Source organism: Streptomyces sp. NPDC050743, assembly GCF_044456925.1.
Classification (GTDB): domain Bacteria; phylum Actinomycetota; class Actinomycetes; order Streptomycetales; family Streptomycetaceae; genus Streptomyces.
On the sequence record NZ_JBITGJ010000008.1, the window covers coordinates 38,077 to 63,211 of the forward strand.

The 25,135-nt window shown below is 70.6% G+C and carries 22 protein-coding genes, 2 tRNA genes and 1 pseudogene; 18 read left to right on the plus strand and 7 right to left on the minus strand.

The window, feature by feature from the left end:
- The first annotated feature begins 66 nt into the window (after nt 1–66).
- The 3 genes from ACIBJF_RS11425 to ACIBJF_RS11435 all read left to right on the plus strand — a co-directional run bounded on the left by ACIBJF_RS11425 (nt 67) and on the right by ACIBJF_RS11435 (nt 3,200).
- Nucleotides 67–1,353, plus strand: a complete 1,287-nt coding sequence (locus ACIBJF_RS11425; RefSeq protein ID WP_399173463.1) for a glutamate-5-semialdehyde dehydrogenase — start codon at nt 67–69, stop codon at nt 1,351–1,353.
- A 120-nt stretch (nt 1,354–1,473) separates the two neighbouring features.
- On the plus strand, nt 1,474–2,040 hold the full coding sequence (locus ACIBJF_RS11430) for a hypothetical protein (protein WP_399173465.1): 567 nt from the start codon (nt 1,474–1,476) through the stop codon (nt 2,038–2,040).
- An 89-nt stretch (nt 2,041–2,129) separates the two neighbouring features.
- Nucleotides 2,130–3,200, plus strand: a complete 1,071-nt coding sequence (locus ACIBJF_RS11435) for a hypothetical protein (RefSeq protein WP_399173466.1) — start codon at nt 2,130–2,132, stop codon at nt 3,198–3,200.
- 234 nt (nt 3,201–3,434) lie between these two features.
- On the opposite strand, the gene ACIBJF_RS11440 is transcribed toward ACIBJF_RS11435, so the two are convergent.
- Complete coding sequence (locus ACIBJF_RS11440) at nt 3,435–4,523, minus strand: M48 family metallopeptidase (protein ID WP_399173467.1); 1,089 nt, start codon at nt 4,521–4,523, stop codon at nt 3,435–3,437.
- A gap of 104 nt (nt 4,524–4,627) precedes the next feature.
- Between ACIBJF_RS11440 and ACIBJF_RS11445 the strand changes: the two genes are divergently transcribed.
- The 7 genes from ACIBJF_RS11445 to ACIBJF_RS11475 all read left to right on the plus strand — a co-directional run bounded on the left by ACIBJF_RS11445 (nt 4,628) and on the right by ACIBJF_RS11475 (nt 8,928).
- Complete coding sequence (locus ACIBJF_RS11445) at nt 4,628–4,792, plus strand: hypothetical protein (protein ID WP_399173469.1); 165 nt, start codon at nt 4,628–4,630, stop codon at nt 4,790–4,792.
- A 120-nt stretch (nt 4,793–4,912) separates the two neighbouring features.
- Nucleotides 4,913–5,065, plus strand: coding sequence for a hypothetical protein (locus ACIBJF_RS11450; RefSeq protein WP_399173470.1), 153 nt, complete (start codon nt 4,913–4,915; stop codon nt 5,063–5,065).
- Between the two features lie 56 nt (nt 5,066–5,121).
- Nucleotides 5,122–5,817 carry a nicotinate-nucleotide adenylyltransferase gene (gene nadD, locus ACIBJF_RS11455; protein WP_399173471.1) on the plus strand — a complete coding sequence of 232 codons (696 nt, stop codon included), beginning with the start codon at nt 5,122–5,124 and terminating at the stop codon, nt 5,815–5,817.
- Between the two features lie 16 nt (nt 5,818–5,833).
- Nucleotides 5,834–7,549, plus strand: coding sequence for a LytR C-terminal domain-containing protein (locus tag ACIBJF_RS11460; protein ID WP_399173472.1), 1,716 nt, complete (start codon nt 5,834–5,836; stop codon nt 7,547–7,549).
- A 102-nt stretch (nt 7,550–7,651) separates the two neighbouring features.
- Nucleotides 7,652–8,095 (plus strand): ribosome silencing factor, encoded by a 444-nt coding sequence (rsfS, locus tag ACIBJF_RS11465; protein WP_228620453.1) that lies wholly within the window; start codon nt 7,652–7,654, stop codon nt 8,093–8,095.
- Entirely contained in the window at nt 8,095–8,763 is a 669-nt protein-coding gene (locus tag ACIBJF_RS11470) for a histidine phosphatase family protein (protein WP_399173473.1), read from the plus strand. Before rsfS ends, ACIBJF_RS11470 begins: the two co-directional genes overlap by 1 nt.
- A 92-nt stretch (nt 8,764–8,855) precedes the next feature.
- Nucleotides 8,856–8,928 (plus strand) — tRNA-Ala (locus ACIBJF_RS11475).
- A 53-nt stretch (nt 8,929–8,981) separates the two neighbouring features.
- On the opposite strand, the gene ACIBJF_RS11480 is transcribed toward ACIBJF_RS11475, so the two are convergent.
- The 4 genes and pseudogenes from ACIBJF_RS11480 to ACIBJF_RS11495 form a co-directional block, all read right to left on the minus strand.
- Complete coding sequence (locus ACIBJF_RS11480; protein ID WP_399173474.1) at nt 8,982–9,728, minus strand: transcriptional regulator; 747 nt, start codon at nt 9,726–9,728, stop codon at nt 8,982–8,984.
- A gap of 856 nt (nt 9,729–10,584) precedes the next feature.
- Nucleotides 10,585–11,214: a LuxR C-terminal-related transcriptional regulator gene (locus tag ACIBJF_RS11485; protein WP_399173475.1), complete on the minus strand. Its 630-nt coding sequence runs from the start codon at nt 11,212–11,214 to the stop codon at nt 10,585–10,587.
- Nucleotides 11,215–11,717: 503 nt separating this feature from the next.
- Nucleotides 11,718–12,461, minus strand: coding sequence for a hypothetical protein (locus tag ACIBJF_RS11490; protein WP_399173476.1), 744 nt, complete (start codon nt 12,459–12,461; stop codon nt 11,718–11,720).
- A gap of 38 nt (nt 12,462–12,499) precedes the next feature.
- A pseudogene (locus ACIBJF_RS11495) lies at nt 12,500–12,796 on the minus strand (hypothetical protein); the annotation flags it as partial.
- A 351-nt stretch (nt 12,797–13,147) separates the two neighbouring features.
- Here ACIBJF_RS11495 and ACIBJF_RS11500 point away from each other — a divergent pair.
- The 4 genes from ACIBJF_RS11500 (at nt 13,148) to ACIBJF_RS11515 (ending at nt 15,681) form a co-directional block, all read left to right on the plus strand.
- Nucleotides 13,148–14,494 (plus strand): MFS transporter, encoded by a 1,347-nt coding sequence (locus tag ACIBJF_RS11500; RefSeq protein WP_399173620.1) that lies wholly within the window; start codon nt 13,148–13,150, stop codon nt 14,492–14,494.
- Nucleotides 14,495–14,563: 69 nt separating this feature from the next.
- Nucleotides 14,564–14,737: a hypothetical protein gene (locus ACIBJF_RS11505; RefSeq protein ID WP_351797802.1), complete on the plus strand. Its 174-nt coding sequence runs from the start codon at nt 14,564–14,566 to the stop codon at nt 14,735–14,737.
- Between the two features lie 3 nt (nt 14,738–14,740).
- Complete coding sequence (locus tag ACIBJF_RS11510) at nt 14,741–14,974, plus strand: hypothetical protein (RefSeq protein WP_006136074.1); 234 nt, start codon at nt 14,741–14,743, stop codon at nt 14,972–14,974.
- 634 nt (nt 14,975–15,608) lie between these two features.
- Nucleotides 15,609–15,681, plus strand: a tRNA-Ala gene (locus ACIBJF_RS11515).
- A gap of 115 nt (nt 15,682–15,796) precedes the next feature.
- On the opposite strand, the gene ACIBJF_RS11520 is transcribed toward ACIBJF_RS11515, so the two are convergent.
- A complete protein-coding gene (locus tag ACIBJF_RS11520; protein ID WP_399173477.1) occupies nt 15,797–17,407 on the minus strand; it encodes an NADH-ubiquinone oxidoreductase-F iron-sulfur binding region domain-containing protein in 1,611 nt (536 codons plus the stop codon).
- The gene (locus tag ACIBJF_RS11525; protein WP_399173478.1) at nt 17,404–18,681 is read right to left on the minus strand and encodes a cytochrome b/b6 domain-containing protein; all 1,278 of its coding nucleotides are present in this window, start codon (nt 18,679–18,681) and stop codon (nt 17,404–17,406) included. The genes ACIBJF_RS11520 and ACIBJF_RS11525 overlap by 4 nt, the downstream gene beginning before the upstream one ends.
- Nucleotides 18,682–19,104: 423 nt before the next feature.
- On the opposite strand from ACIBJF_RS11525, the gene leuS reads away from it, so the two are divergent.
- From leuS to ACIBJF_RS11545, 4 genes are all read left to right on the plus strand, one after another.
- Nucleotides 19,105–21,984, plus strand: coding sequence for a leucine--tRNA ligase (gene leuS / locus ACIBJF_RS11530; protein WP_399173479.1), 2,880 nt, complete (start codon nt 19,105–19,107; stop codon nt 21,982–21,984).
- Nucleotides 21,985–22,125: 141 nt separating this feature from the next.
- Nucleotides 22,126–22,857, plus strand: a complete 732-nt coding sequence (locus tag ACIBJF_RS11535) for a hypothetical protein (protein WP_399173480.1) — start codon at nt 22,126–22,128, stop codon at nt 22,855–22,857.
- Nucleotides 22,858–22,927: 70 nt separating this feature from the next.
- Complete coding sequence (locus tag ACIBJF_RS11540) at nt 22,928–23,773, plus strand: DegV family protein (protein WP_399173481.1); 846 nt, start codon at nt 22,928–22,930, stop codon at nt 23,771–23,773.
- 103 nt (nt 23,774–23,876) lie between these two features.
- Nucleotides 23,877–25,121: a helix-hairpin-helix domain-containing protein gene (locus ACIBJF_RS11545; protein ID WP_399173482.1), complete on the plus strand. Its 1,245-nt coding sequence runs from the start codon at nt 23,877–23,879 to the stop codon at nt 25,119–25,121.
- Nucleotides 25,122–25,135: the final 14 nt, after the last annotated feature.

A 25,135-nucleotide genomic window follows, 5' to 3' on the forward strand; every position in this document is an offset into this window, starting at 1 on the left:
CTGGGACCTTGTCTCGGGGTTTGGGATGAGCGGTGGGTGACCCGCCTCGCGCACTACCCTTCCCTCATGACCACGCTCTCGCCGTACGACTCGATGTCCCCGGTCACCCAGGCCGCCTACCGGGCCAAGGCCGCCGCCGCCGACCTCGCGCCGCTCCCGCGGGCCGTGAAGGACGACGCGCTGCTCGCCATCGCCGACGCGCTGGAGGTCCGGACCGCCGAGATTGTGGAGGCCAACGCCCGCGATGTGGCCAAGGCCCGGGAGAACGGCACCAGCGAGGCCATCGTCGACCGGCTCACCCTGACCCCCGAGCGGGTCCGCGCCATCGCCTCCGACGTCCGTGACGTGGCGAAGCTGCCCGACCCGGTCGGCGAGGTCGTCCGCGGCTCCACCCTCCCCAACGGCATCGACCTGCGTCAGGTCCGCGTCCCGCTCGGCGTCGTCGGCATCATCTACGAGGCCCGCCCGAACGTGACCGTGGACGCCGCCGCCCTCTGCCTGAAGTCCGGCAACGCCGTCCTGCTGCGCGGCTCCGCCTCCGCCTACGAGTCCAACACCGCCCTCGTCCGCGTCATCCGGGACGCCGTCGGCGGTTCCGGGCTGCCGGCCGACGCCGTCCAGCTGGTGCCCGGCGAGGGCCGCGAGTCCGTCCGCGAGCTGATGCGCGCCCGGGGCCTGGTCGACGTCCTGATCCCGCGCGGCGGCGCCTCCCTGATCCAGACCGTGGTGAGCGAGTCCACCGTGCCCGTCATCGAGACCGGCACCGGCAACTGCCACGTCTACGTCGACGCCCACGCCGACATCGACATGGCCATCGACATCCTGATCAACTCCAAGGCCCAGCGGGTCAGCGTCTGCAACGCCGCCGAGACCCTCCTCGTCCACCAGGACATCGCCCCGGTGTTCCTGCCGCGCGCCCTCGACGCCCTCGCCGAGGCCGGCGTCACCGTGCACGCCGACGAGCGGGTGATGGCCTACGCCAAGGACTCCAAGGCGACGGTCGTGGAGGCCGTGGCCGAGGACTGGGAGACCGAGTACCTCTCCCACGACATCGCCGCCGCGGTCGTCGACTCCCTCGACAGGGCCGTCGAGCACATCCGGCTGTGGACCTCCGGCCACACCGAGGCGATCGTCACCACCTCCCAGCAGGCCGCCCGCCGCTTCACCCAGCTGGTCGACTCCACCACCGTCGCCGTGAACGCCTCCACCCGTTTCACTGACGGCGGCCAGTTCGGCTTCGGCGCCGAGATCGGCATCTCCACCCAGAAGCTGCACGCCCGCGGACCGATGGGCCTGCCCGAGCTGACCAGCACGAAGTACATCGTCACCGGCGACGGCCACGTGCGCCCCTGACATTCACCCGTTCGGCCGTACGTCCGGGAGTCGTGGCGGACGGCCGAAACGCCGTCTCACCAGTCAGACGAATTTCCATACCGTCTGCCCAAATTGACCCCCCAGGTCTACTCTGGACGCGTGCCGGAGGACGTGGGGGGCACGCCGTTCCCTGACGGCTGGGAGCCCGACGACGACCACGACCACGGGGTGTCGGACGAAGAGTTCGCCTCCGTGGTCTTCGACGAGGCCTTCGTACAGGCGGCCACGGTCCATGAGCCGACCGCCGTCGAGCGCCTGCTTGCCGCCGCACAGGCCAGAGCCGAGGCCTCCGAGGCGGAGGCCCGCCGTGCCCGCGCCCGAGGCGAGCGCTACGACGACGCCTTCGGCCCCGAGGGGACCGAATTCGGCCAAGATCCGGACGACGACGAGCTGGAGGACACCTACGTCCTCGGCGACCGCCACTTCGGGGGATACGGCAAACAGGTCCGCTGGCACCGCCCCGTGGCCTGGGTGCTGGCCGTCGTGATGGGCATCGGCATGGTCGCCCTGGCCTTCGCCGCCGTCTACCGGGGCGGCACCGCCGGCACCCGTGACGGTGTCCCCGCGCCCGCCCCGACCGGCCTGGAACAGGGCAGCGCCGCCGCGCCCTCCGTCTCCGCCGACACCTCCCAGCCGGCCGCCTCGGCCATCCCGCGCTCCCCCTGAACGCCCGCGTGCGTTCTTGGTGAGCACCTGTCAGAACTTGTCGTGTAGCAGGGCGTTTACCTGAGGCCCACGCGACCTACTCTGAAAGTATGGGCGGGCCTGGAGACCCACCGGAGGGCACACCCGAGGGCGGCCCCGGAGGTGGGGAGGACGAGTACCGATCCGTCGTCTTCGACGAGTCGTTCGTCCGCGCTGCCCGCCTCCAGGAGTACTCCGCCGAGGAGCGCATGGCCGACCACGCGCCCGCCGTACGCCGCCGACCGCCTCTGCACCGCGGGCTCACCCGGCAGGCCCTGATCCTCGTCCTGCTGATCGCCGTCGCCTTCGGCACCGCGATCTACATGGGCGTCCGCCACCCCTACGGCGCCCCGCAGACCCGGCGCCCCGCCGAGCCCCTGCGGATGACGGTGATCCCGCTCGCCCCGACGGGCAAGGTGCCCGGCACCGCCGACGCCGAGTACCTGTACGCGCACAGCCCCGCCGCCCAGTACGAGGTCGGCGCCGAGGGCATCCCCCTGCCGGCCTCCCGCAGCACCGCCCACTTCTCCGACAGCCAGGTGCTGACCGCGCTCACCACCGCCAAGGACTACATCGTCCGCTCCTCGCTCTATCCCGAGGTGCTCACCGGCCGCCAGGTCCGGCCCGCCCGGTCCCTCGTCGACGCCGACCAGCTCGACCAGTTCGACCAGAGCTTCGACCGCCCGGCGTCGGACGGCCGGCACGCCCCCACCGGCTGGCTGGTCCGCCTCGATCCCTCCCGCGCCCAGCTCGCCGACGACCGGATCCGCGTCCAGGGCGACCTTCAGGCCCTCGAGGGCGACTCGGGCACGCTGGAGGTCACCGCCGACCACACCTTCGTCTACGCCCTGCGCCCCACCGGCGCCGCGGCGCACGCGCCGGTGTCCCTGTTCACCGTCCGCCGCGAACTGACCTTCCGCTTCACCCGCGACGACCTGCGCACCCACCAGGTCCAGCTGGTCACGTCCTACGTCCAGGCGGGCCCCCTCGCCTGCGCCGAGGACTCCACCTCCTACCTCCGCCCCCTCCTGGCCGGCCAGACGGCCCGCACCGGCGGCCCCGCGGGCACCGACCCCTATGAGACGGACAGCCCCACGGCCCTGTGCGGGACGCTGGCCGCTGGGGCTCAGCCGAAGGTGTGAGCGAGGACGGTTCCCGGGGCCGGCCGAGGAGATCGTGGCGCGGTTCGGGCACCCCTGGGGCCTTCCGGGCGGTCCGAGAGGGACACGTCGGGCCGAGGAGGTCGGCACCGCCGGATCCCGCCGCGGTGGCCGAGCGCCGTTGCGACGGGGCGAGAGCCATTGCGGCGGGCAAGCGGAGCCGGTTTGTCGGTGTTGCGGGGCGAGAGGAGCCGGTGTCGGTCGGGTGGGCTGGTGTCACCCCTCCTGAGGGGCGTCCGCCGGGCCTCCCTTGGCCGGAGGCGGGCTGCGGAAGCCGTCGAAGCCCCGGCGGACCCGGCCGCCCAGGTCGCCCGCGCCACCCGCGAGGTCCGTGACCAGCTTCATCAGCGGGTCCTTGGAGGTTTTCACGTCGCTCGCGTAGCTGGCCGCCGACTCGCGGAAGGAGTCGCTGACCGAGGTGTCCTTGTCCCCGTCACGCCGCGGGTAGTGGCCGTCCATGATCCGCTGGTAGTCCCGGGACTCGGCCCACTTCTTCAGCTCGGCCGCACGGATCGTGGCGAAGGGGTGCGAGCGGGGCAGCACGTTCAGGATCTTCAGCACGGAGTCGCGCAGATCGCCCCCGGAGTCGTACTCCTCGGCCTGCTCCAGGAACGCGTCCACGTTCATCTCGTGCAGATGGTTGCCGCCCGCGATCTTCATCAGGCCGCGCATCGAGGCCCGGACGTCCTGCCCCACCAGCAGCCCCGCCCGGTCCGCGGACAGCTCCGACTTGCGGAACCACTCCCTGAGCGCCGTGATGATCGCCATGATCGCGAAGTTGCCCAGCGGGATCCAGGCGACCTTGAGGGCGAGGCTGGTCAGGAACAGCAGGATCGTGCGGTACACCGAGTGACCGGACAGCGCGTGTCCCACCTCGTGCCCGACGACCGCCCGCATCTCCTCCTCGTCCAGGAGCTCCACGAGCCCCGTGGTGACGACGATGATCGGCTCGTCCAGGCCGATGCACATCGCGTTCGGCTGCGGGTCCTGGTTGACGTACATCGGCGGGACCTTCTCCAGGTCCAGGATGTAACAGGCGTCCAGCAGCATGTCGTGCAGATGCTGGAACTGCCGCTCGGAGACGCGCACCGAGTCGGACAGGAACAGCAGTCTCAGACTCCGCTCGGGCAGCAGCCCGCTGAGCGCCTTGAAGACGGTGTCGAATCCGCTCAGCTTGCGCAGTGCGACCAGGGCCGAGCGGTCGGCCGGATGCTCGTAGGCACGCGAGGAGATCCCCGGGAAGCGCCTGCGCTGCCTGCTGGGCACACGCTCGTGCCCCGTCTGCTGCTGGCCGTCGTCGGACATGTCTTCCCCCATGTGCTCGTGTGAGTGCCCACTGTGCCCCCGAAGCGGAGCCCAGCCTAGGCGGAGATACCGTGGACGGGCAGTACAGCCGAAGGAGTCCACTCATGGAGCACCACCCCGCAGCCGCCCGGCTGACCGAGGCCGCCGCGAGCGCCGTCCAGCAGCACGGGGCGGGGAATCTGCTCCGCATCGTCCTGATCGTGATGGTCCTGGGCTGTGTACTGACCGCCTGGTTCCTGCTCCGCGGCTACAAGCGGAAAGACGACTGACGGCTCGCGAAAGTTCCCCGCCCGGCCCGAACGGTGGAGTCGGCGTGATCGCCGACGGGGCGCCCGCATACGATGGGCCGACATCTTTATCCCGCCCACACGCGTTAGGTCCTGCCGAAGATGAGCCTTCCCAGCACCGCAGCCCAGTTGGTCACCCTCGCCGAAGAGGGCGGCCACCACAACAGCCTCAACCCGGCGGTCACCGGCGGCAGCGCCCTCGCCATCCTGCTGCTCCTGCTGTGGATCACCACCCGCTTCAACCGCGACCGCTGAACCGGGACCCCGTCCCCGGCCGGACGTCACAGGCCGGGCCGGTAGGGTCTGCACGCATGGGAGAGCAGGACATGCCTACCGGTCCGGCGTACGAGACCGCCGACGACACGGTCAAGCACCCGCAGTACCGGCAGCACCGGCCGGGCCACGGCCCCGCCCACACAGGCAAGCGGCGCCTGGGCGTCATGGGCGGCACCTTCGACCCGATCCACCATGGGCACCTGGTGGCGGCCAGTGAGGTCGCCGCGCAGTTCCAGCTGGACGAGGTGGTGTTCGTGCCCACCGGCCAGCCGTGGCAGAAGTCCCACCGCAAGGTCTCCCCGGCCGAGGACCGCTATCTGATGACGGTCATCGCCACCGCCGAGAACCCGCAGTTCTCCGTCAGCCGCATCGACATCGACCGCGGCGGCCCCACCTACACCGTGGACACCCTGCGCGACCTGCGCGCCCTCAACCCCGAGACGGACCTGTTCTTCATCACCGGCGCCGACGCCCTCGCGCAGCTGCTGACCTGGCGGGACAGCGAGGAACTGTTCTCCCTCGCGCACTTCATCGGCGTCACCCGGCCCGGCCACCACCTGACCGACCCCGGCCTGCCGGAAGGCGGCGTCTCGCTCGTCGAGGTCCCGGCACTGGCCATCTCCTCCACGGACTGCCGTGCGAGAGTCGCCAAGGGAGAACCCATCTGGTACATGGTGCCGGACGGAGTCGTGCGCTACATCGACAAGCGCGAGCTGTACCGCGGCGAGTGAGCCGAGAGGGGCACCGGTGAACGACCGATACGACGCGGGTGACGGCGGCTACGGCGCCGGCCCGTACGAAATCGTCGGCTACGACGAGTACGGCCGGCCCATGTACCGGCAGGTCCCGGCACCGCAGGCTCAGCAGGCGACCTACGACCCGTACGCCCAGCAGCAGGGCTACGGCTACGACCCGTACGCCACCGGCCAGCAGCCGCCGGTGCCCTCTTACGACCCCGGCCGGCCCGCACCCGGGTACGACCCCTACGGCTCCCAGGCCCCGTACGACCCCTACGGCACCGGCACCCAGCACCCCGCCGGCCACGACCCCTACGGGCGGGCCGCCGACAGCGGACAGCAGCCCCGGGTCACCGAGCAGACCGCCCACATCCCGCAGCAGGCCGACCCGGCGCAGCGCTCGCACGCCCCGGCGGAGCCCGAGCGGCCGCACGACGACGGCGACCGGGACTACCACACCGAGCAGTTCGCGTTCGTCGAGGAGCCGGACGGCGACTCCGAGGACGTCATCGACTGGCTGAAGTTCACCGAGAACCGCACCGAGCGCCGCGAAGAGGCCCGCCGCCGCGCCCGCAGCCGGTTCATCGCCCTCCTCGTCGTCCTCGCCCTCGTCGCCGTCGGCGGCGTGGGCTACCTCTGGTACGCCGGAAAGCTGCCAGGCCTGTCCTCCACCGCCTCCAAGCCCGGTGCGGCCACCCCGGTCAGCGCCCAGAAACGCGACGTGATCGTCGTCCACCTGCACAACACCGGCAAGGGCGGCACCTCCACGGCGCTGCTGGTCGACAACACCACCACCAAGCAGGGCAGCACCGTGCTGCTGCCCAACTCCCTCGCGCTGAGCGGCGACGACGGCTCCACCACGACCCTCGCCAAGTCGGTGGACGACGACGGCTCCTCCGGCACCCGCGACCAGCTCGACACCGTCCTCGGCACCGACATCCAGGGCACCTGGCGCCTGGACACCCCCTACCTGCAGAACCTGGTCGACCTGGTCGGCAACATCGACATCGACACCAACACCGACGTGCCCGACCCGGACGCCAAGAAGAAGGGCGCCGAACCCCTCGTCCACAAGGGAAGCGACCAGACCCTCAGCGGCAAGATGGCCGTCGCCTACGCCACCTACCGCGCCGCCGGCGAGGCCCAGAACGCCCAGCTGGAGCGGTTCGGCCAGGTCATGCAGGGTGTGCTGCGCAAGATGTCCTCCGACCCGTCGGCGGCCACGACGACCGTGCAGACCCTCGCGCAGATCCTCGACCCGCCGCTCACCGACAAGGACCTCGGCGCCTTCCTCGCCAAGCTCGCCGACCTCGCCAAGGGCGGCGCCTACAAGACCGCTCTGCTGCCCGTGCAGGCCGACGGCACCCTGAGCGCGAAGACCAGCGACAGCGTGGTGAAGGACATCCTCGGCGGCACCGCCAAGAGCCCCGACGCCGGCTCCGCGGTCCGGGTCTCCGTGCAGAACGCCACCGGTGTGAAGGACGACTCGGAGAAGGCCCGCGTGGTGCTGCTCAACGGCGGCTTCACCTTCCTGGAGGGCGGCACCGCCTCCGGTGCGCAGGCCACCTCGAAGGTGGTCTACTCGGACGCCTCCCACAAGTCGGACGCCACCGAGGTCGCCAAGACCCTCGGCCTGCCCGCCGGCTCCGTGGCCAAGGGCACGGTGTCCTCCGGCGCCGACGTCTCGGTCGTCCTCGGCCAGGACTACAAGCCCGCCAGCTCCTGACCGGGTCCCGGCCACCCCACGTGCCACCGTAATCACGTGGGGTGCGCCGGGCGGTCCGTGAGACCCTTGAGGTCCAGTGACCGCCGACCGGAAAGCTTCGTAGTGACCGCCACCGACCGTTCCCTTGAGCTCATCAACACTGCCGCCCAGGCGGCGGCCGACAAGCTCGCCCACGACGTCATCGCCTACGACGTCAGCGACGTGCTGTCGATCACGGACGCCTTCCTGCTGGCCTCCGCGCCGAACGACCGCCAGGTCAGGGCCATCGTCGACGAGATCGAGGAGCGCCTGCTGAAGGAACTCGGCGCCAAGCCGGTGCGCCGCGAGGGCGACCGCGAGTCCCGCTGGATCCTGCTCGACTACGTCGACATCGTCGTGCACGTCCAGCACAGCGAGGAGCGGGTCTTCTACGCCCTGGAGCGGCTGTGGAAGGACTGCCCCGAGCTGGAGCTGCCCGCCGACGCCAAGGCCACCCGCGGCAAGGCGGAGGAGCACGCGAAGCTGCAGGCCGCCGAGGCCGAGCAGGAGCCGGGCGGGGAGTGGTGATGAGCGCCACCGGCGAGGTGACCGACCGCAAGAACCGCGGCCGCCGCATCATCCTGTGGCGGCACGGCCAGACCGCCTGGAACGTCGAGCGCCGCTTCCAGGGCAGCACGGACGTCGCGCTGACCGAGACCGGCATCGGGCAGGCCCGCCGCGCCGCCCGGCTGCTCGCCTCCCTGGGCCCGGACGCGATCATCTCCTCGGACCTGCAGCGGGCGGCGGACACGGCCGCCGAGCTCGCCGCCCTCACGGGCCTCGACGTCACCCGCGAGGAAGGCCTGCGCGAGACCTACGCGGGCGTCTGGCAGGGGCTGACGCACGAGGAGATCATCGCCCGCTACGGCGAGGAGTACGCCGCCTGGAAGCGCGGCGAGGCGGTCCGCCGCGGCGGCGGCGAACTGGAGACCGAGGTCGCCGACCGCGCGGCGCCCGTAGTGCTGCGGCACCTCGAGAAGCTGCCCGAGGACGGCACCCTCGTCGTCGTCAGCCACGGGGGCACCATCCGCACCACCATCGGCCGGCTGCTCGGCCTGGAAGCCGGGCACTGGGAGAGCCTCGGCGGTCTCTCCAACTGCTGCTGGTCCGTGCTCGGTGCGGGCGCCCGCGGCTGGCGCCTGCTGGAGCACAACGCCGGCACCCTCCCGGAGCCGGTCCTCGGCGACGACGACTGAGCGTCCGGAGGCTCGCGGACCCCGGATTTCACTTTCTGGCAGGTCACAGGCTAAAGTTCTTCTTGTTCGCCCCGCCGAGCGGGAAGAACCGAGGGGCTATAGCTCAGTTGGTAGAGCGCCTGCATGGCATGCAGGAGGTCAGGAGTTCAATTCTCCTTAGCTCCACTGATCGACACTCTGTTGAGTTGTCAAAGATCGGAGTCGAAGGTCCCGCCCCCTCAGGGGGCGGGATTTTCTGTTGTGTACGCCGGCGGCCACAGCCGCTCTCTTCGCTCCCGCAGCAGCGTGACCTTCTCGCGCGACTCCTCGTCCTCCGGGGTGTAGGCGACGATCCGGCACTCGGGCATCCCGTCGATGGACAGCGACTGCGAGGTCATCCGCATGTCGCCCACCGCCGCGTGACGGAACGTCTTCACCCGGGGGCCCGGTGGTATCACCTCACCGCTCGCCCACAGCTGCGCGAACCAGGAACTCGCCGCAGACAGCGCGCGTATGTACTCCTCCCAGGCCGGCTCGCCCACGTGTCTGCCGTAGGACGACCGCAGCGTCGCCACCATCACCGGCAGCTCGCGCTCCCGGTGCACCACCGGACAGTCCTCGTCCGTCACGGTGAACAGCGTCCACAACGCGTTCGGCACTCCGATCCCGCGGGCCTTCCGCACCGCGAACAGGTCACGGTAGGCCGGGTTGGCGGCCAGGATGTCGTACCGCGAGTTGTAGACCACCGCCAGCAGGGGATCGAGGGCGTCGATGATGCCCTGCACCTCGGGGGCGACCCCGCGGGGCAGGGCACCCGGCTCCGTCTCGAAGGGCACCTCTGCCAGCCGGTACAGATGCTCCCGCTCCGGCGCGTCCAGCCGCAGCGTGCGGGCGACCGCGTCCAGCACCTGCGGCGAGGCGTTGATCGGCCGGCCCTGCTCCAGCCAGCAACACCTTGGCGGATGTAACCATTTGCTCTCCGCCAACGCGTAAGCCCCTCCGGGAGGGGCTTACGCGTTGGGGCTCAGGCGGCCCGGCAGCCGTGGCGTGGAGCCTGGCTGCCGGGGATGCCGGCGCGCTCGACGTCTGGGTCATGTGGGCAAGAGTGAGTACGTTCACGACTCGCTATTGCCCCCTGCCTGGGCCTGTCGGTCCGACGCAGTCCCGCGCAGGGAGTACCTCCCCGTCTCACGTGCCGCCACCACTCACGTCGGCCCTGTGCCTGGGGTGGTCGGCCCTGTGCCCGGGGTGGTCGGCCCTGTGCCTGGGGTGGTCGGCCCTGCGCTCGGGGTGGTCGGCCCTGTGCCTGGGGTGGTCGGCCCTGCGCTCGGGGTGGTCGGCCCTGCGCTCGGGGTGGTCGGCCCTGCGCTCGGGGTGGTCGGCCCTGCGCTCGGGGTGCTCGTCTGGGTTGTCGCGGGCAGGTTGATCACGATGATAGGAGCCGGAGGGTTCGCAGGGGTAGGAACCTGAACCAGGACATAAATTATCCGAGTGCCCTGGCGCTTTTGCCTCCGCTCGTAACAAACAATCCTGTTCGGATTGCGCTTGGTCTTGTAGCACGTGAGCGCTTTGGCAGCAGGCGTGACACGAGAAGCCTGCGATGACGCGCCAGCGTCAGTTGCCGAGATGCCCCAGGCGCCTGCCGCCAGGCAGGAGGAGGCAGTCACTGCGACACCGATGTTCCGGAAGAGCCTCTTGTTCATGTACGTCACCCCACATCTCGGAGCGGACAGGATCCCAATCATCAGGGTCACTGACGGGGCATCCCTGGCCCCATGCTCAAGGCTCAGTCCGCGGCTCCCGAAGATCCAGAGGCAAAAACACCCGACGACGTGGGGAGAACTACCCCTCGTCCGTAAGCTCACCGGCCACGCCCAGCTCCAGCGCCAGACGGGTGAGGTCCGCCCTGCGGCGGAAACCCGTCTTACTGCCCAGCCGGTCAAGGTGTGAATGAACCGTGTGCTCGCTGATGCTCAGCTTGGAGGCGATTTCACGGTCGGTGGCGCCACTCGCGACGAGCTCCAAGATCTGCCTTTCCCGGCCGGTGATTCGAAGCGGCTGGTTGCGCACATCCCGATCGTTGGAAAAGCTGAAGGAGAAGTAGGTGCGACCGGAAGCGACGGTACGGACCGCCGTCAGCAGCTCTGTTTCTTCGATGTGCTGGCTCAGATAACCCCGAGCGCCGGCTTCGATGAACGAGACGAGGTTGGTCTGCGCTTTGGAGGGCGACAGCACGACGGCTCTGTGCCCCTCCCCATGCAGCCCTGCGACGAGATCGCAGGTTTCTCTGACGGAAGCCTGCATCGCGAGCAGGACGACGTCTGCCTCACCCACCTCGTAGCGCTGCGAACCGATACGCCTGACGGAGATCACTCGCTGCAGGTCCGGCGCACTGTCGACGACGTGAGAGAGGCCGTGCCGAAGGAGCGGACAGTTGGAGATGACTGCTACGTACGTCGGATGTGGGCGCATCGAGGCTCCATGACGGACAGCGACACCTGCCTAATACGGGCGTCCCTAATACGGGCGTCGAAGTAGACAACCGAGTGACCCGACCGCCTGCTCTCCAGCATCCGCACTGCTTCGCTCATCGGCATGCCGGTCTAGCCCGTCTGGGACCAAGCTCCTTAGCTAAGTGGGGAGGCCCAGGAGACGCAGAGGGCGCGGAAAACCAGGCTCGACAGGGCGATGCCGCTGGAGACCCCAGGCGGCATAGGGTATACGCATGGGTCCGGGCCCCGTTTCCATCGAAGCGGGGCCTGGATCGTCGCTTGATCCAGTTCAGGTCACAACGGAAGCTCGGGCCGGGCTGCGCCTCGCTTGATGGTCATGATCTGTTCGTGGAAGTCGCGTGCGGCGGCTTCGCGTGGGTGTCGGGAGCGGAGCCTTGTCCAGCTCGTCGGCGACTAAAAGAAGCGACGGAAGAGACTTCCGGTCGGCTTCGAGAGCCGCTGTACCCATGCCGATGGCTTCTTCTATTTCGCCGGTGCAGGCGGCGGTGACTCCGAGCGTGAGGCGGGCCTCTGCCGCGCGCATGGGGGAGATCTTCGTACCGTCCGGGCCGGTGCTGATTCGGATGACGGAGCGGGCGTGGGCGGCGGCGCGTCGTCGTCGCCGAGGAGACGGTAGGCGTCCATCTCGTAGAAGTCCCACTTGTCGGGGTCGATGATGATGTGGTGTTCGGGATGGTCCGGTCGGGGTAGCCGGTCGAGGCGTGCGCGGCCAGCGTCCAGGGAGTCACGGACCAGGCGGGCGTCTCCCATGCGGGCGGCTGCGCGCGCCTTGTGCGCGTACAGCTGCACACCGACGGAATGTGTCTGGTCGGCGGCGTGCCCGGCTTCAACGGCGTCGAGCATGTCTTGCCAACGACTCTGGGTGAGTGCGAACCAAGCCTCGATTTCCCACGCCCAAGCCATGATCTCGCCATGCCCGGTTTCCTCGCCGACTCGCAGAGCGGCGGCCTTGCTGAGGTTGGCGGCCTCGCGCTGCCCGCGGTCGTACTGGACGCACGCGTTCAGCAGGAACAACCATCCGGTATCGACGAGAAGTTCGCGGTGCTGGCGGAGGGTCATCCGGCCTTCGAGCTGCTTGGTGACGTATTGCAGGCCGTTCCGGGTGCGCTCGTGCGGGTAATCGGCGTCGGCGTATGGGTAGGCGCGGGCCAGTTGATCAATGCCCTGCTCGATCGACTCCAGGGCGGCGCTGTTGATGCTCGACATCTCCGTACGCCGGAGCAACTCGGCTACATCCCACAGACCTGCCCCACCCACGTGTACCAGGTCACCCCCACGCCGGAGAGCTGGGCGACCTCCTCCCGGCGCAGCCCGGGTGTGCGCCGCCGCAGGCCCGGCGGCATGCCCACGTCGGCCGGTGTCACCCGCGCCCGCCTGCTGCGCAGGAAGGCGGCCAGCTCAGGCCTGCGGCGCTGAGTGCTCGCCGGCCGGGTCGGCTTCGCCGTCCGCGCCCTGTTCGCCGTCCGCGCCGCTGCGGTGCTCGTCGTGTTGGTTTTGGTGGTGTTGGTCGTGCTGGTCACGTTGCTCGTGTCCGTCGCCATCGTGCGTCCCCCGTCATTGCCCGCCATCCCCGTCATGCCCTGCGATCCCCCGTCATCCCCGTCCTCATCGTCGGCACCCGGGCCCGGCCCTGCCAGGTGCTGGCAGTACCAGCATCGCCGGGCTCTCGGCACCCGTACCGGACCGTCGTCAGGCTCGGTGCCATGACGACGACATCCCGAACCGGGCCGGGCAACGGGCCCGTTCCGAACCCTGCGATCAGTGAAGCACCCGCCACTGACAGTGACCCCTCGATCGCCGACGGTCCCGCATCACCCGTCACCGACAGTGAAGCACCCCGCACTGACAACCGGCCTCGGCTGCTGCTCGCGGTCCTGCTCACCGCCCTGTTCATGGCGGCCCTCGACGTCTTCATCGTGAACGTCGCCGCCCCCACCATCGGTGCCGAACTCCGTGCCTCGGGCGCCGACCTGCAACTGGTCGTCGCCGGCTACGCCATCTCCTACTCCGTGCTGCTGATCACCGGCGCCCGGCTCGGCGACCGGCTCGGCCACGGCCGGGTCCACCTCGCCGGCGTCGCCCTGTTCACCGCGGCCTCGCTCGCCTGCGGTCTGGCGCAGGGGGCGACCGAGCTGATCGTCTTCCGGCTGGTACAGGGCGCCGGTTCGGCGCTGGCCATCCCGCAGGTGCTCAGCTTGATCCAGCGGACCTTCACCGGCGAGGCCCGGGCCCGGGCGCTCGGCGCCTACTCCGCGGTCCTCGCCGTCGGCGCGGCGGCCGGACAGATCGCGGGCGGCGTGCTGGTCAGCGCCGATCTGTTCGGCACCGGCTGGCGGCCGGTGTTCCTCGTCAACGTGCCGGTGGGCGCCGTGCTGCTCGTACTCGGCCGCCGGGTGCTGCCGCTGGGCGGCGCGCGCGGGAGGGAGCGGGGCCGTGCGCTCGACCTGCCCGGACTGGTGCTGCTGGGCGCGGCCGTGTCGCTGCTGACGGTGCCGCTGGTGCTCGGGCAGGAGGAGGACTGGCCGCTGTGGTCCTGGCTGTCACTGGCCGGCGCCGTCGTGCTGTTCGCGCTGTTCTGCGGGTACGAGACCCGGCTGGCCCGGCGCGGCGGCGCCCCGCTGATCGCGCCCCGGGTGCTGCGCCACCCCGGCATCGGCCTGGCCGTCTTCCGCATCCTCGCCGTGATGTCGGTCAACGCGGGCTTCCTCTTCGCGCTGACCCTGCACATCCAGGGCGGCCTCGGCTACAGCGCGCTGCGGGCCGGCCTGAGCTTCGCCCCGACCGCCGGCGTCTTCGGTGCCGTCAGCCTGACCTGGCGGAGGTGGCCCGCCGGTCTGCAGCGGGCGCTGACCCCGGCCGGGTTCGCGCTGACCGCGGTGTCCGTGGCCGTCGTGGGGCTCGCCTTCCACGGGGGCGGCGACGGGGGAGCGGTCCTGTACGCCGGGTACACCGGCCTGGGCGCCGGGCTGGCGCTCGCCTTCAGCCCGACGCTCACCGGCGCGCTCGCCACCGTGCGGCCCGAGGACGCGGCGGACGCCAGCGGTCTGCTGGCGACGGTCACCCAGCTCGGCCAGCTGATCGGGGTGGCGTCTTTCGGCACACTGTTCCTGAACCGGCTTGAGTCAATCGGTGTTCTGCGCTCGTATACCTCTGCGGAGGCGTTCTCGGTGTGTGCCTGGGCGCTGGCCTCAGCGGCTGCGGCGGGCGCCGTGTCCGGACTGGTACTGAGGCGTCGCTGACCGTATTGCTCCGGCCGTGGCAGAATCAAACGGCCGGAAGGGGGCGCGGCCCGACGGGAGGGAGTAGCGATGCCTGCGAGCATCCTTGAGGAGGGCGGCCACCTCCTCGGTGCGGCGTTGATACGGGACACGACCACCCGGCTGAGCTGCCCTTCCTGTGGTTCCGCGCATGTTGCCCAGGTCCTCGGCGACAACGGCGGAATCTCCTACGTGTGCACGGCCTGCGGCCACTGCTGGAGCTGATCGATGGGTGCACACAGGCGAAAGTGCGACTGGTGTGGGAGCGGTACGCCGATCGTCCGTGACATGGAGCCGATCAATCCCGACTACCAGTACTGGTGCGAGGAATGCGCGCGGGCGCTGATCATAAAAGGCGACCCGATCGAGACGTACCGGGAATTGGAGGGCGAGCCGATCTACGGCCGCCTTCTGGAAGAGCACTGCACACTCAAGCGGTTCTACTCGTTCGTGACCGCCTGATACCCGGCGCACCGCGGTCGCGTTCCGGCGACGAGGTCGGGACCGGCACGAGGAAGAGCGCCCCGGCTGCCGCATAGAGGCCGAAAGCGCCAATTCCAGGCATCTCTGGTGCAGTTCGGGCCGCCCGGTTCCGTGCGGTACCCACCAGGACGGTGACCGCGCAGGCACACACCGCCCGATCCCGCCGCCCGCGCAACTCCGCCGCCGCGGCGGCCGCGAGACCCAGAGCGGTCACGACGGCCGCCGAGGCGGCTCAGAGGATCCCCGGGTCGGGCGTGGGCAGAACGCGCGCCAGAACGCCGCCCAGGGCCTGATCGGCCGTGTCCTCGCGTGACCGGCCCGGCCCGCAGCGAACACCGTGTCCGTCCGGAACCGCCATGGGTCGTACGGCGGGACGGCCGCACCGCGCGCGTGCCGCAACCATGGCGTCGCGTCCCCGCCTCGCAGGCGGGCTGCGGCGCCCTCACGAGCGGGAACACCGGGAACAGCGCGGGCGTAGCCGCCGGTGGTGCGGCGAACAAAATAAGACATTAGTGACCGTATCGGTGCGAAGCTGAAACCGATTTGGCGCTGCGTCCCCGGACCTGTAATGTTTACGTCGTCGCCGGGGGAGTCGGGCGAAACAACAAAACAAGGGGCTATAGCTCAGTTGGTAGAGCGCCTGCATGGCATGCAGGAGGTCAGGAGTTCAATTCTCCTTAGCTCCACAGAAGTCGAAAGCGGATCATCCCGACGGATGGTTCGCTTTCGGCGTGTTGCGTCCGGAGAGTCGCAGTCGAACGAAGGGGCGTCACCCGGACCGGGTGACGCCCCTTCGTGTGCTCAGCGGCCGAGAGCGCGCCGGCCGCGGCCCTGGGAGACGACCGGAAGGTTGCGCGACGGCGCCTGCCCGCGCGTGTCCTCCTCGATGCGCAGGGCGAGCGCCGGGCAGCGGCGCACCGCGCGCAGCGCCTTCGCCTCCGCGTACCGCGGCACCTGCGCCTGGGCGACGGTCGGGAAACCGTCGGCGCCGAGTTCGAACACCTCCGGGAGGATGTCGGCGCACAGTCCGTGGCCCCGGCACAGCGTCCAGTCGACGTAGATCTTCTGACGGCTCGCGCCGGTCTCCTCGGGCTCTCCGCCGCCCAGGATGCCCGTGGGGGCCCTGCCTCCCTCGAAGAGCGGCAGAACGCCCTCCACACGCCGTCCGCAGCCGTTTCCGAGGACATGCGCGGCCAGGTCGTCGGTGAACGCCTTGATGGTCGACTCCAGGAACATCGCGGAGCCGTCCGGATGCGAACACGCGCCGCGGCGCTTGACGTTCTTCGCGACCTGCTTCAGCGCCTCCAGGGCGGCCGGACCGCCGCCGTTGAGGATGTCCTCCATGCCGCGCGCGGCGGCCGGCAGTCCGAGGTAGCAGGGCCCGCACTGGCCCGCGCTCTCCTCGGCCAGCCACTGCGCCACCCGCAGCGACTCGCCCAGCGGGCAGGTCTCCTGGCTGATGGGAAGGATCGCGCCCGCGCCCAGCGAACCGCCCACCGCGTCCAGCGAGTTGCGGGAGACGATCGCCTCGTTGACGGTCGCCGCGTCGATCCACTTGCCGTGGTAGCCACCGGTCAGCACGCCCTGCGGCACCGGCGGGGCACCCGCCAGCTGCAGCACGTAGCGCAGCGGCACGCCCGTGGGGACCTCGATCACCATCGGGCGGGCGACCGCGCCGGACACGGTGAGCATGACGGTGCCCGGCTCGTCGTACAGACCGGTGTTGCCGTAGCGCTCGGGGCCGATGCGGGCGGCGATGGCCAGCTGCGCGAACGTCTCCGCGTTGGACAGCAGCGTGGGCGCGCCGCCGACGCCGGTCTGCGAGGCACTGATCTTGCGGCCGGGCGGGATCGCCGGGCCGCCGTCGATCGAGCGGATCAGCGAGGCGGCGGCGCCGGTGACCATCCGCACCGGGTTGCGCTGCACCCACGCGCGTAGCGCAGATCTACGGCTGTTGCTCAGACCGCGTTCGGCGAGCGCTGCCTCCATGGAGCGCTGCGTGGACTCGCGTGTGACACCGATCACGAGCGTCCGCGCGCCGAGCGCCTCCGCGCACAGCAGCGCGCCGTCCAGGATCAGATGCGGGGCACGGTTGATCAGCACCGTGTCCTTGCGGCAGGCCGGCTCGTCCTCGCTGCCGTTGACCACGACGACCGGCCGCACCCCGCGCTTGATCGCAGACTCGGCGACCGAGCGCAGCTTCTTGTGGAAGGGGAAGCCCGCGCCGCCGCGGCCCCTGAGGTTGATGCGTTCGGCGAGCTGCGCGAGCTGCTCGCCGCCGAGCGGGTCGAGCGGCCCGTGCACCTTCAGGTGCATGGGCAGGTCGAGCCGTTCCACAAGGTCGAAGCCCGACGTGAGCTGCGGAAGACCGACCACGCGGACTTCTGGGACGTCGGGCAGGGCCTCGTTCACTTAAAGCCTCCGGACGGCGTGTTCCAAGGTTCGCCCGAACCCGGAGTGTCGTAGGACGCGCCGGGCAGCGTTTCGGTAGCGGGACCGCTGTTGTACGTGTCACCGGCGTTGTACGTGCCATAGAGGCCGTTTGTCTCACCGGTGTCGTACATGTCACTTCCGCCGTACCCGGCGGTGCCCGGATTGCCGTAGACCGGAACGGTCTGCCCGGTGTCCTGGAACGGGTCGTACACGGACGGCGGGGCCTCGCCGACCGGCGGCGGGGACGGGATCGGCCAGCTGCCCGAGGTGCTGGAACCGCCGTCCACGCGCGGCATGGCCTCCGTGGCCTGCATGTCCAGCGGCATGTCCATGCGGGCGGTCTGGCCGGCCGGGTACGCCTGCCGGGAGCGGCCCGGTGTGGAGACGGCCCGGTAAGCGGCCGCGAAGCCCGACGCGGGTTCCGCCGCGGGGCCGGCGGGGGACTGGTACAGCGGCGCGGACGGGGCGGCGGCACCCCTTGGCTCGCGCCGGCCCTCGAAGCCCGCCGGAGCCGGCTCGGCCGCCCGGGAACGGCTCGCGTCCAGCTCTTCCAGTCCCGGCCGCTCCGAGCTGCCGAACAGCGCCACCAGCCGGTCGGCGACCCGGCGCTTGACCGGGCGCGGGGCGGCGCGCAGCGCGAGGGCGGCCATCACGCCCAGCAGTGACAGGCCGTAGGAGATCACGAAGAACGGCTTGGCCGCGCGACCCGCGTACAGGCCGTGGATCAGCGCGGCGCACCAGGCCGGGTAGGCGAGCATGTGCATGGCGCGCCAGCGGGCGGCGACCGGGGCCGGGGTGGCGAAATTGCTGCGCAGGGCGCCGGTGACGCCCACGAAGATCATCAGCAGGCCCGCCAGCGAACCGAGTCCGATCAGGCCGCCGATTCCCGTGACGCCGAGTGAGAACGGAATGATGGCGGCGATCGCCTTCGTGTGGCCGAGTGCGACCTTCGTGGTGATGTGCAGCAGAAGGAATGCGATCGAGGCGACCCCGAGCGTGCGGTGCACGGCCTGGCCGACGATCCGCTGCCGGATGTTCAGGAAGATCCGGTCCTGCGCGAACAGGCCCCAGATCACCGAGCAGCTGAGCGAGACCAGGGACAACACACCCGCGCCGAAATTCAGGAAGTCGCGGAACTGGTTGCCTCCGGCCAGCACGACCACGGGTATGAGCAGCAGGACGACAGCCGATGCCACCCCATAGGCCGAGCGGCCCGGTTTGGGGAGGGAGCTGGTACTACGACGAGGGTTCATGGGGGCAACTCCGAGCAGTTTCGGGAAGGCGGTCCCGCTGCCGAACTCTAAGTGGCGCCATACCGATCAGTACGGGGGTTTGAGTTATTGCGTTGTTATCAACGGACCAGGCGACTGTGGCGATGTCCCTTAGCGGACGGTACGCGAAGTAATCGTTGACCTTGGTTCAGCTCCCCTCGTGGTCGTGGCATGTCCACTAGGGATACGGAAGCGGATCGCGGCTTGCTCAAGGCCGTCGCCGCTCGCTCGAGGCCTGCGGTACCCTAGCGCCATGCGTGCCGTACGCCTTCTGCTTAGCGGGCCGCGCTGATCAGTACCGACCCCGGGTCGAACCGTGAGGTCGGCATCGGCGCGGCGTCCCCTCCTGTGCGAGGGGTTTTTTCATTTCCGCAGGCAGAGACGATCGATGGAGCTTTGAGGATCATGAGCGAGACGAACCCCGCTGCCGCCGCCACGTCGGCGGAGGCCGCGCCGCACCGCTACACGGCCGCCATGGCAGCCGAGATCGAGGCACGCTGGCAGGACTTCTGGGACGCCGACGGCACGTACGCGGCGCCGAACCCCAAGGGCGACCTGGCGGGCGACCCCGGGCTGGCCGCCAAGCCCAAGAAGTTCATCATGGACATGTTCCCGTACCCCTCGGGTGCGGGCCTGCACGTCGGCCACCCGCTGGGCTACATCGCCACCGACGTCTTCGCCCGGTTCCAGCGCATGACCGGTCACAACGTCCTGCACACCCTGGGCTTCGACGCCTTCGGCCTGCCCGCCGAGCAGTACGCCGTGCAGACCGGCACGCACCCGCGCGTGTCCACCGAGTCCAACATCGAGAACATGAAGGTCCAGCTGCGCCGGCTGGGCCTGGGCCACGACAAGCGCCGGTCCTTCGCCACGATCGACGCGGACTACTACAAGTGGACCCAGTGGATCTTCCTGCAGATCTTCAACTCCTGGTACGACGACGAGGCGAAGAAGGCCCGCCCGATCTCCGAGCTGATCGCGCAGCTCGAGTCCGGTGAGCGTGCCGTTCCGGGCACCACGCGCGCGTGGAGCGAGCTGAACGTCCGCGAGCGCGCCGACGTCCTGGGCGAGTACCGCCTGGCCTACGCCTCCGACGCGCCGGTCAACTGGTGCCCGGGCCTGGGCACCGTGCTGGCCAACGAGGAGGTCACCGCCGAGGGCCGCTCCGAGCGCGGCAACTACCCGGTCTTCAAGGCCAAGCTGCGCCAGTGGAACATGCGCATCACCGCCTACGCCGACCGGCTGCTGGAGGACCTGGAGGCGCTGGACTGGCCCGAGGCCATCAAGCTGCAGCAGCGCAACTGGATCGGCCGCAGCGAGGGCGCCCGCGTCGACTTCCCGATCGACGGCGAGCACATCACGATCTTCACCACCCGCCAGGACACCCTGTTCGGCGCGACCTACATGGTGCTGGCGCCCGAGCACCCGCTGGTCGAGAAGTTCACTCCCGAGGCCTGGCCCGAGGGCACGCACGAGGTGTGGACCGGCGGACACGCCACCCCGGCCGAGGCCGTCGCCGCCTACCGCGCGCAGGCCGCCTCGAAGTCCGACGTCGAGCGCCAGGCCGAGGCCAAGGACAAGACCGGCGTCTTCACCGGCGCGTTCGCGACCAACCCCGTCAACGGCGAGCGGATCCCCGTCTTCATCGCCGACTACGTCCTGATGGGCTACGGCACCGGCGCGATCATGGCCGTCCCGGCGCACGACACCCGTGACTTCGCCTTCGCGCGCGCCTTCGAGCTGCCGATCCGCTGCGTGGTCGAGCCGACCGACGGCCGCGGCACCGACACCGCGGCCTGGGACGACGCCTTCGTCTCGTACGACGCGAAGCTGGTCAACTCCGCGAGCGACGAGGTCTCCCTGGACGGCCTGGGTGTCGTCGAGGCCAAGGCCCGCATCACCGGATGGCTGCAGGACAAGGGCATCGGCGAGGGCACCGTCAACTTCCGCCTGCGCGACTGGCTGTTCAGCCGCCAGCGCTACTGGGGCGAGCCCTTCCCGATCGTCTACGACGAGGACGGCGTCGCCCACGCGCTGCCCGAGTCGATGCTGCCGCTGGAGCTGCCCGAGGTCGAGGACTACAGCCCGCGCACCTTCGACCCGGACGACGCGAACACCCAGCCCGAGACCCCGCTGTCGCGCAACGAGGAGTGGGTCAACGTCACCCTGGACCTGGGCGACGGGCCGAAGAAGTACCGCCGCGAGACCAACACCATGCCCAACTGGGCGGGTTCCTGCTGGTACGAGTTCCGCTACCTGGACCCGCACAACGATCGGCAGCTGGTCGACCCCGAGATCGAGCAGTACTGGATGGGCCCGCGCGAGGGCAGGCCGCACGGCGGTGTCGACCTGTACGTCGGCGGCGCCGAGCACGCCGTGCTGCACCTGCTGTACGCGCGCTTCTGGTCCAAGGTCCTGTACGACCTGGGTCACGTGTCGTCGGCCGAGCCGTTCCACAAGCTGTTCAACCAGGGCATGATCCAGGCCTACGTCTACCGCGACAGCCGTGGGATCGCGGTGCCGGCCGCCGAGGTCGAGGAACTGGACGGCGCGTACTACTACCAGGGCGAGAAGGTCACCCGCCTGCTGGGCAAGATGGGCAAGTCCCTGAAGAACGCGGTGACCCCGGACGAGATCTGCGCCGAGTACGGCGCCGACACCCTGCGCCTGTACGAGATGGCCATGGGCCCGCTGGACGTCTCCCGGCCGTGGGACACGCGCGCGGTGGTCGGCCAGTTCCGGCTGCTGCAGCGCCTGTGGCGCAACATCGTCGACGAGGCGACGGGTGAGGTCACCGTCACCGACGCCGAGCCCGACGAGGAGACGCTGCGCGCCCTGCACAAGGCGATCGACGGTGTCCGCCAGGACCTGGAGGGCCTGCGCTTCAACACCGCCATCGCCAAGGTCACCGAGCTGAACAACCACCTGACCAAGGCCGGCACCGCGGTGCCGCGTTCGGTGGCCGAGCCGCTGGTGCTGATGGTCGCCCCGCTGGCCCCGCACATCGCCGAGGAGCTGTGGCGCAAGCTGGGCCGCACCGACTCGGTCGTCCACCAGGACTTCCCGGTCGCCGACCCGGAGTACGTCGTGGACGAGACCGTGACCTGCGTCGTGCAGATCAAGGGCAAGGTCAAGGCCCGTCTGGAGGTGCCGCCGGCCATCTCCGAGGAGGAGCTGGAGAAGGTGGCGCTGGCCGACGAGAAGGTCGTCGCGGCGCTGGACGGCGCGGGCATCCGCAAAGTGATCGTCCGGGCGCCGAAGCTGGTGAACATCGTTCCGGCGTGACCGTCAGCCCACCGGAGCGGGCAGTCTCGGGGTAGTCCCCTACGGGCAGGTTCGGGGTTTTTCTGGAACTCCGGGCCTGCCCGCTGCGTTTATCGTGGAAAGCGCAGCGGCGTGTGCCGCACCTGCCGGAGGAGGAGCGTCGTGGAAGCAGTGATCGCCGTGTTCGCCCTGCTTTTCGTGCTCTTCATCGGCCTGGGCGCGTATGCCACGGTCAAGGCGGTCGGCGCCGCCAAGCGCGGGGTGGACCGGACCATCGAGCAGGCCCGCCGCACCGTCGAGGACCACACGCTGCGCGCCAAGTCGTTCGTCCAGATCGGCCCGGCCGCCGAGATCGCGCAGCTGAGACTCGCGTTGCGCACCTCCATGCGTGCCACCCAGGACGCCCTGCGCGCGGGCGCGGCCGAGGACGAGTCGCTGAAGGAGTCCCTCGGCCTCTTCGAACGGCTCAGCGCGCACGGGCACGAGCTGGACGCCGACCTCAGGCGGCTGGAGTCGGAGCCGGACCGGGCCGAGCTCGGCGCACGGCTGCCCGAGCTGCGCAGCCGCGCCGAACGCATCACCAAGTCCGCGGACTCACTGCGCTGGGCGGTCCGCGACCGGGCGCGCCGCTTCGTAGACGACGATCTGGGCGCGCTCGGCGACCAGATAGACATCGAGGCCGACGCCCTGCGCCACTGGACCCCGGCCCGTCCCGGACCGGCGCAGCGACCGCAGCCCGAGGCATCCGCCGCGTCCACATCCGACGGCCCGGCGGCCCAGCACACCCGCTCGCGGACATCCGCCGAGGAGCAGGCGCGCCAGGCGATCACCCCGCCGTCGCCGCGCCTCACCCACCCCTGGCAGAAGAAGCCGCGCCCCGAGAGCACCACCTGACCCGGCCCCTCCCGCCCCACCTCGGGGGCCGGGCTGCCGCACGAGCACTACGGCAGGTAACCTCCAGCTCATGTCCCGCCATGTCGCGATCGTCACCGATTCAACGGCCTACCTGCCGCCGCGGACGATGGAGCGTCACGGCATCACCTCGGTGCCCCTGACCGTGGTCCTCGGCGACCAGGCGCTCGAAGAGGGCACCGAGATCTCGACCCGCTCCCTGGCCCAGGCGCTGCAGAAGCGGCGTCCCGTCACCACCTCGCGCCCGAGCCCCGAGACGTTCGCGGAAACCTACTGCAGGATCGCCGAGTCCGGAGCGAGCGGCATCGTCTCGCTGCATCTGTCCGCCGAGCTGTCCGGGACCTACGACGCGGCCGTCCTCGCGGCCCGCGAGGCGCCGGTGCCGGTCCGGGTGGTGGACACCGGGATGGTCGCGATGGCCCTCGGCTTCTGCGCGCTCGCCGCGGCCGAGGCGGCCGGAGCCGGCGGCACGATGGACGAGGCCGTCACGGCCGCCGAGAAGCGCGCCGCGGGCACGTCCGCCTACTTCTACGTCGACACCCTCGACTATCTGCGCCGTGGCGGCCGCATCGGAGCCGCACAGGCGCTGCTCGGTTCCGCACTCGCCGTCAAACCCCTGCTCCAGCTGGACGGCGGCCGCATCGAACTGCTCGAGAAGGTACGTACGGCGTCCAAAGCCATCGCGCGTCTGGAGGAGATCGCCGCCGAGCGTGCGGGCGATGCAGAGGTCGACATCGCCGTCCATCACCTCGCCGCCCCCGACCGTGCCGCCGCGCTCGCCGACCGGCTGCGCGAACGGCTGCCGGGCCTGGCCGACCTCCATGTCAGCGAGATCGGGGCGGTGATCGGGGCACACACCGGTCCCGGGCTGCTCGGAGCGGTGATCTCACCCCGCTGAGCCAGTCACTCGTACGGGTGGCGGAGTTATCCACAACGGGGCAGTCATCCGCGGGAATTGACCAAGATCATCGCGAATCGGCGTGATGTCCCATCCTCGTCGCATGGCTCTTCGATCACGCTCACGCACAGCGACTCCGACCAGCGGCCCAGGCCGGGGCCCCACCTCCGACGGCCGTATCCGCCACCGCCGTGGCATCGACCGCGGCCGTGCCCGCCGGCGGCCGCCGGCGCCGGCCGAGGAACTGCGCCGCCGAGCTGAACTCCTCTTCGGTGAACGAGCCGTGCGATGGCGGGAGTCGGGGAACGGACCGCCGGACGGGGAGGGGCCCGCCGGCCCGGCGACCACGATGGCGTCAGGGGCCGCGACCGAGTCGCCGACCGGGGCGGACACGCAGGTGGCCACGGCATCGGCCACGGCGTCTGTCACGGGCCGGGCGCCCGGGCTGGGCCCGGCGAGGACGATGTCGGCCACGGTCGTGCCTGCGCCGACCGAGCCACCGCACGCCGTGCCGGCCGACGGGCCGGCGCCGACGCCGGCTTCGGTACCGAGCACGACCGACGACCCGGAACCAGCGGGGGATGTGAGCCGGTTAGGGCTGGCCGACCCCGTAGGCCCCAGCTGGTGGGAGCGGTTCGGGCCGGCGTTGCGGGAGCGGATGCCGGTGTGGCTGCAGGCGCGGTGCGGGGTGGAGCGGCGGGGAGTCGTGGCGCTCGCCGTGGTGCTCGTGGCCGCCGCTGTGTTCGCCGCGCAGCACTTCTGGGCCGGGCGGACCGAGTCCGTGAGCGCGCCTCAAGTGGTGCGCGCGCAGGCGCCCTACGCCAAGTCGGACACGCACTACACCAAGAAGGAGGACGACGCTGAGGCCGCCGGTGCGGGTGCGGGCGCCTCGGCGACTCCGGGTGGGCAGATCGTCGTGGACGTCAGCGGCAAGGTCCGCCACCCGGGCATCCAGCGGTTGCGGGCAGGCTCCCGGGTGGCCGACGCGCTGCGGGCGGCGGGCGGTGTCCGTCCCGGCGTGAGCATCGAAGGGCTCAACCGCGCCCGCTTCCTGGTCGACGGCGAACAGGTCGTCGTCGGCGCTCCCGCCGGGGCGGTACCTCCTCCCGGCCCGTCGACCGGGCCCGCCTCCGGACCGGCCGGCACGGGCACCGCGGCGCCCGTCTCCCTCAACACGGCCACGGCGGACCAGCTCGACGCGCTGCCCGGGGTCGGCCCGGTCCTCGCTCAGCACATCATCGACTACCGCACCCAGCACGGCGGTTTCCGCTCGGTGGACGAACTGCGCGAGGTCAACGGCATCGGCGACCGCCGCTTCAGTGATCTGCGGAACCTGGTACGGCCATGAGCCGCGCGATCATC

What these genes read in the sequence shown, in the direction of transcription:
- ACIBJF_RS11470 (WP_399173473.1), top strand. Translation starts at nt 8,095, where the DNA reads ATGAGCGCCACCGGCGAGGTGACCGACCGCAAGAACCGCGGCCGCCGC.
- ACIBJF_RS11435 (WP_399173466.1), top strand. Translation starts at nt 2,130, where the DNA reads ATGGGCGGGCCTGGAGACCCACCGGAGGGCACACCCGAGGGCGGCCCC.
- ACIBJF_RS11425 (WP_399173463.1), top strand. Translation starts at nt 67, where the DNA reads ATGACCACGCTCTCGCCGTACGACTCGATGTCCCCGGTCACCCAGGCC.
- ACIBJF_RS11525 (WP_399173478.1), bottom strand. Translation starts at nt 18,681, where the DNA reads ATGAACCCTCGTCGTAGTACCAGCTCCCTCCCCAAACCGGGCCGCTCG.
- ACIBJF_RS11540 (WP_399173481.1), top strand. Translation starts at nt 22,928, where the DNA reads ATGTCCCGCCATGTCGCGATCGTCACCGATTCAACGGCCTACCTGCCG.
- ACIBJF_RS11485 (WP_399173475.1), bottom strand. Translation starts at nt 11,214, where the DNA reads ATGCGCCCACATCCGACGTACGTAGCAGTCATCTCCAACTGTCCGCTC.
- ACIBJF_RS11450 (WP_399173470.1), top strand. Translation starts at nt 4,913, where the DNA reads ATGAGCCTTCCCAGCACCGCAGCCCAGTTGGTCACCCTCGCCGAAGAG.
- ACIBJF_RS11500 (WP_399173620.1), top strand. Translation starts at nt 13,148, where the DNA reads ATGGCGGCCCTCGACGTCTTCATCGTGAACGTCGCCGCCCCCACCATC.
- nadD (WP_399173471.1), top strand. Translation starts at nt 5,122, where the DNA reads ATGGGAGAGCAGGACATGCCTACCGGTCCGGCGTACGAGACCGCCGAC.
- ACIBJF_RS11490 (WP_399173476.1), bottom strand. Translation starts at nt 12,461, where the DNA reads ATGTCGAGCATCAACAGCGCCGCCCTGGAGTCGATCGAGCAGGGCATT.
- ACIBJF_RS11505 (WP_351797802.1), top strand. Translation starts at nt 14,564, where the DNA reads ATGCCTGCGAGCATCCTTGAGGAGGGCGGCCACCTCCTCGGTGCGGCG.
- ACIBJF_RS11545 (WP_399173482.1), top strand. Translation starts at nt 23,877, where the DNA reads ATGGCTCTTCGATCACGCTCACGCACAGCGACTCCGACCAGCGGCCCA.
- ACIBJF_RS11510 (WP_006136074.1), top strand. Translation starts at nt 14,741, where the DNA reads ATGGGTGCACACAGGCGAAAGTGCGACTGGTGTGGGAGCGGTACGCCG.
- ACIBJF_RS11445 (WP_399173469.1), top strand. Translation starts at nt 4,628, where the DNA reads ATGGAGCACCACCCCGCAGCCGCCCGGCTGACCGAGGCCGCCGCGAGC.
- leuS (WP_399173479.1), top strand. Translation starts at nt 19,105, where the DNA reads ATGAGCGAGACGAACCCCGCTGCCGCCGCCACGTCGGCGGAGGCCGCG.
- ACIBJF_RS11440 (WP_399173467.1), bottom strand. Translation starts at nt 4,523, where the DNA reads ATGTCCGACGACGGCCAGCAGCAGACGGGGCACGAGCGTGTGCCCAGC.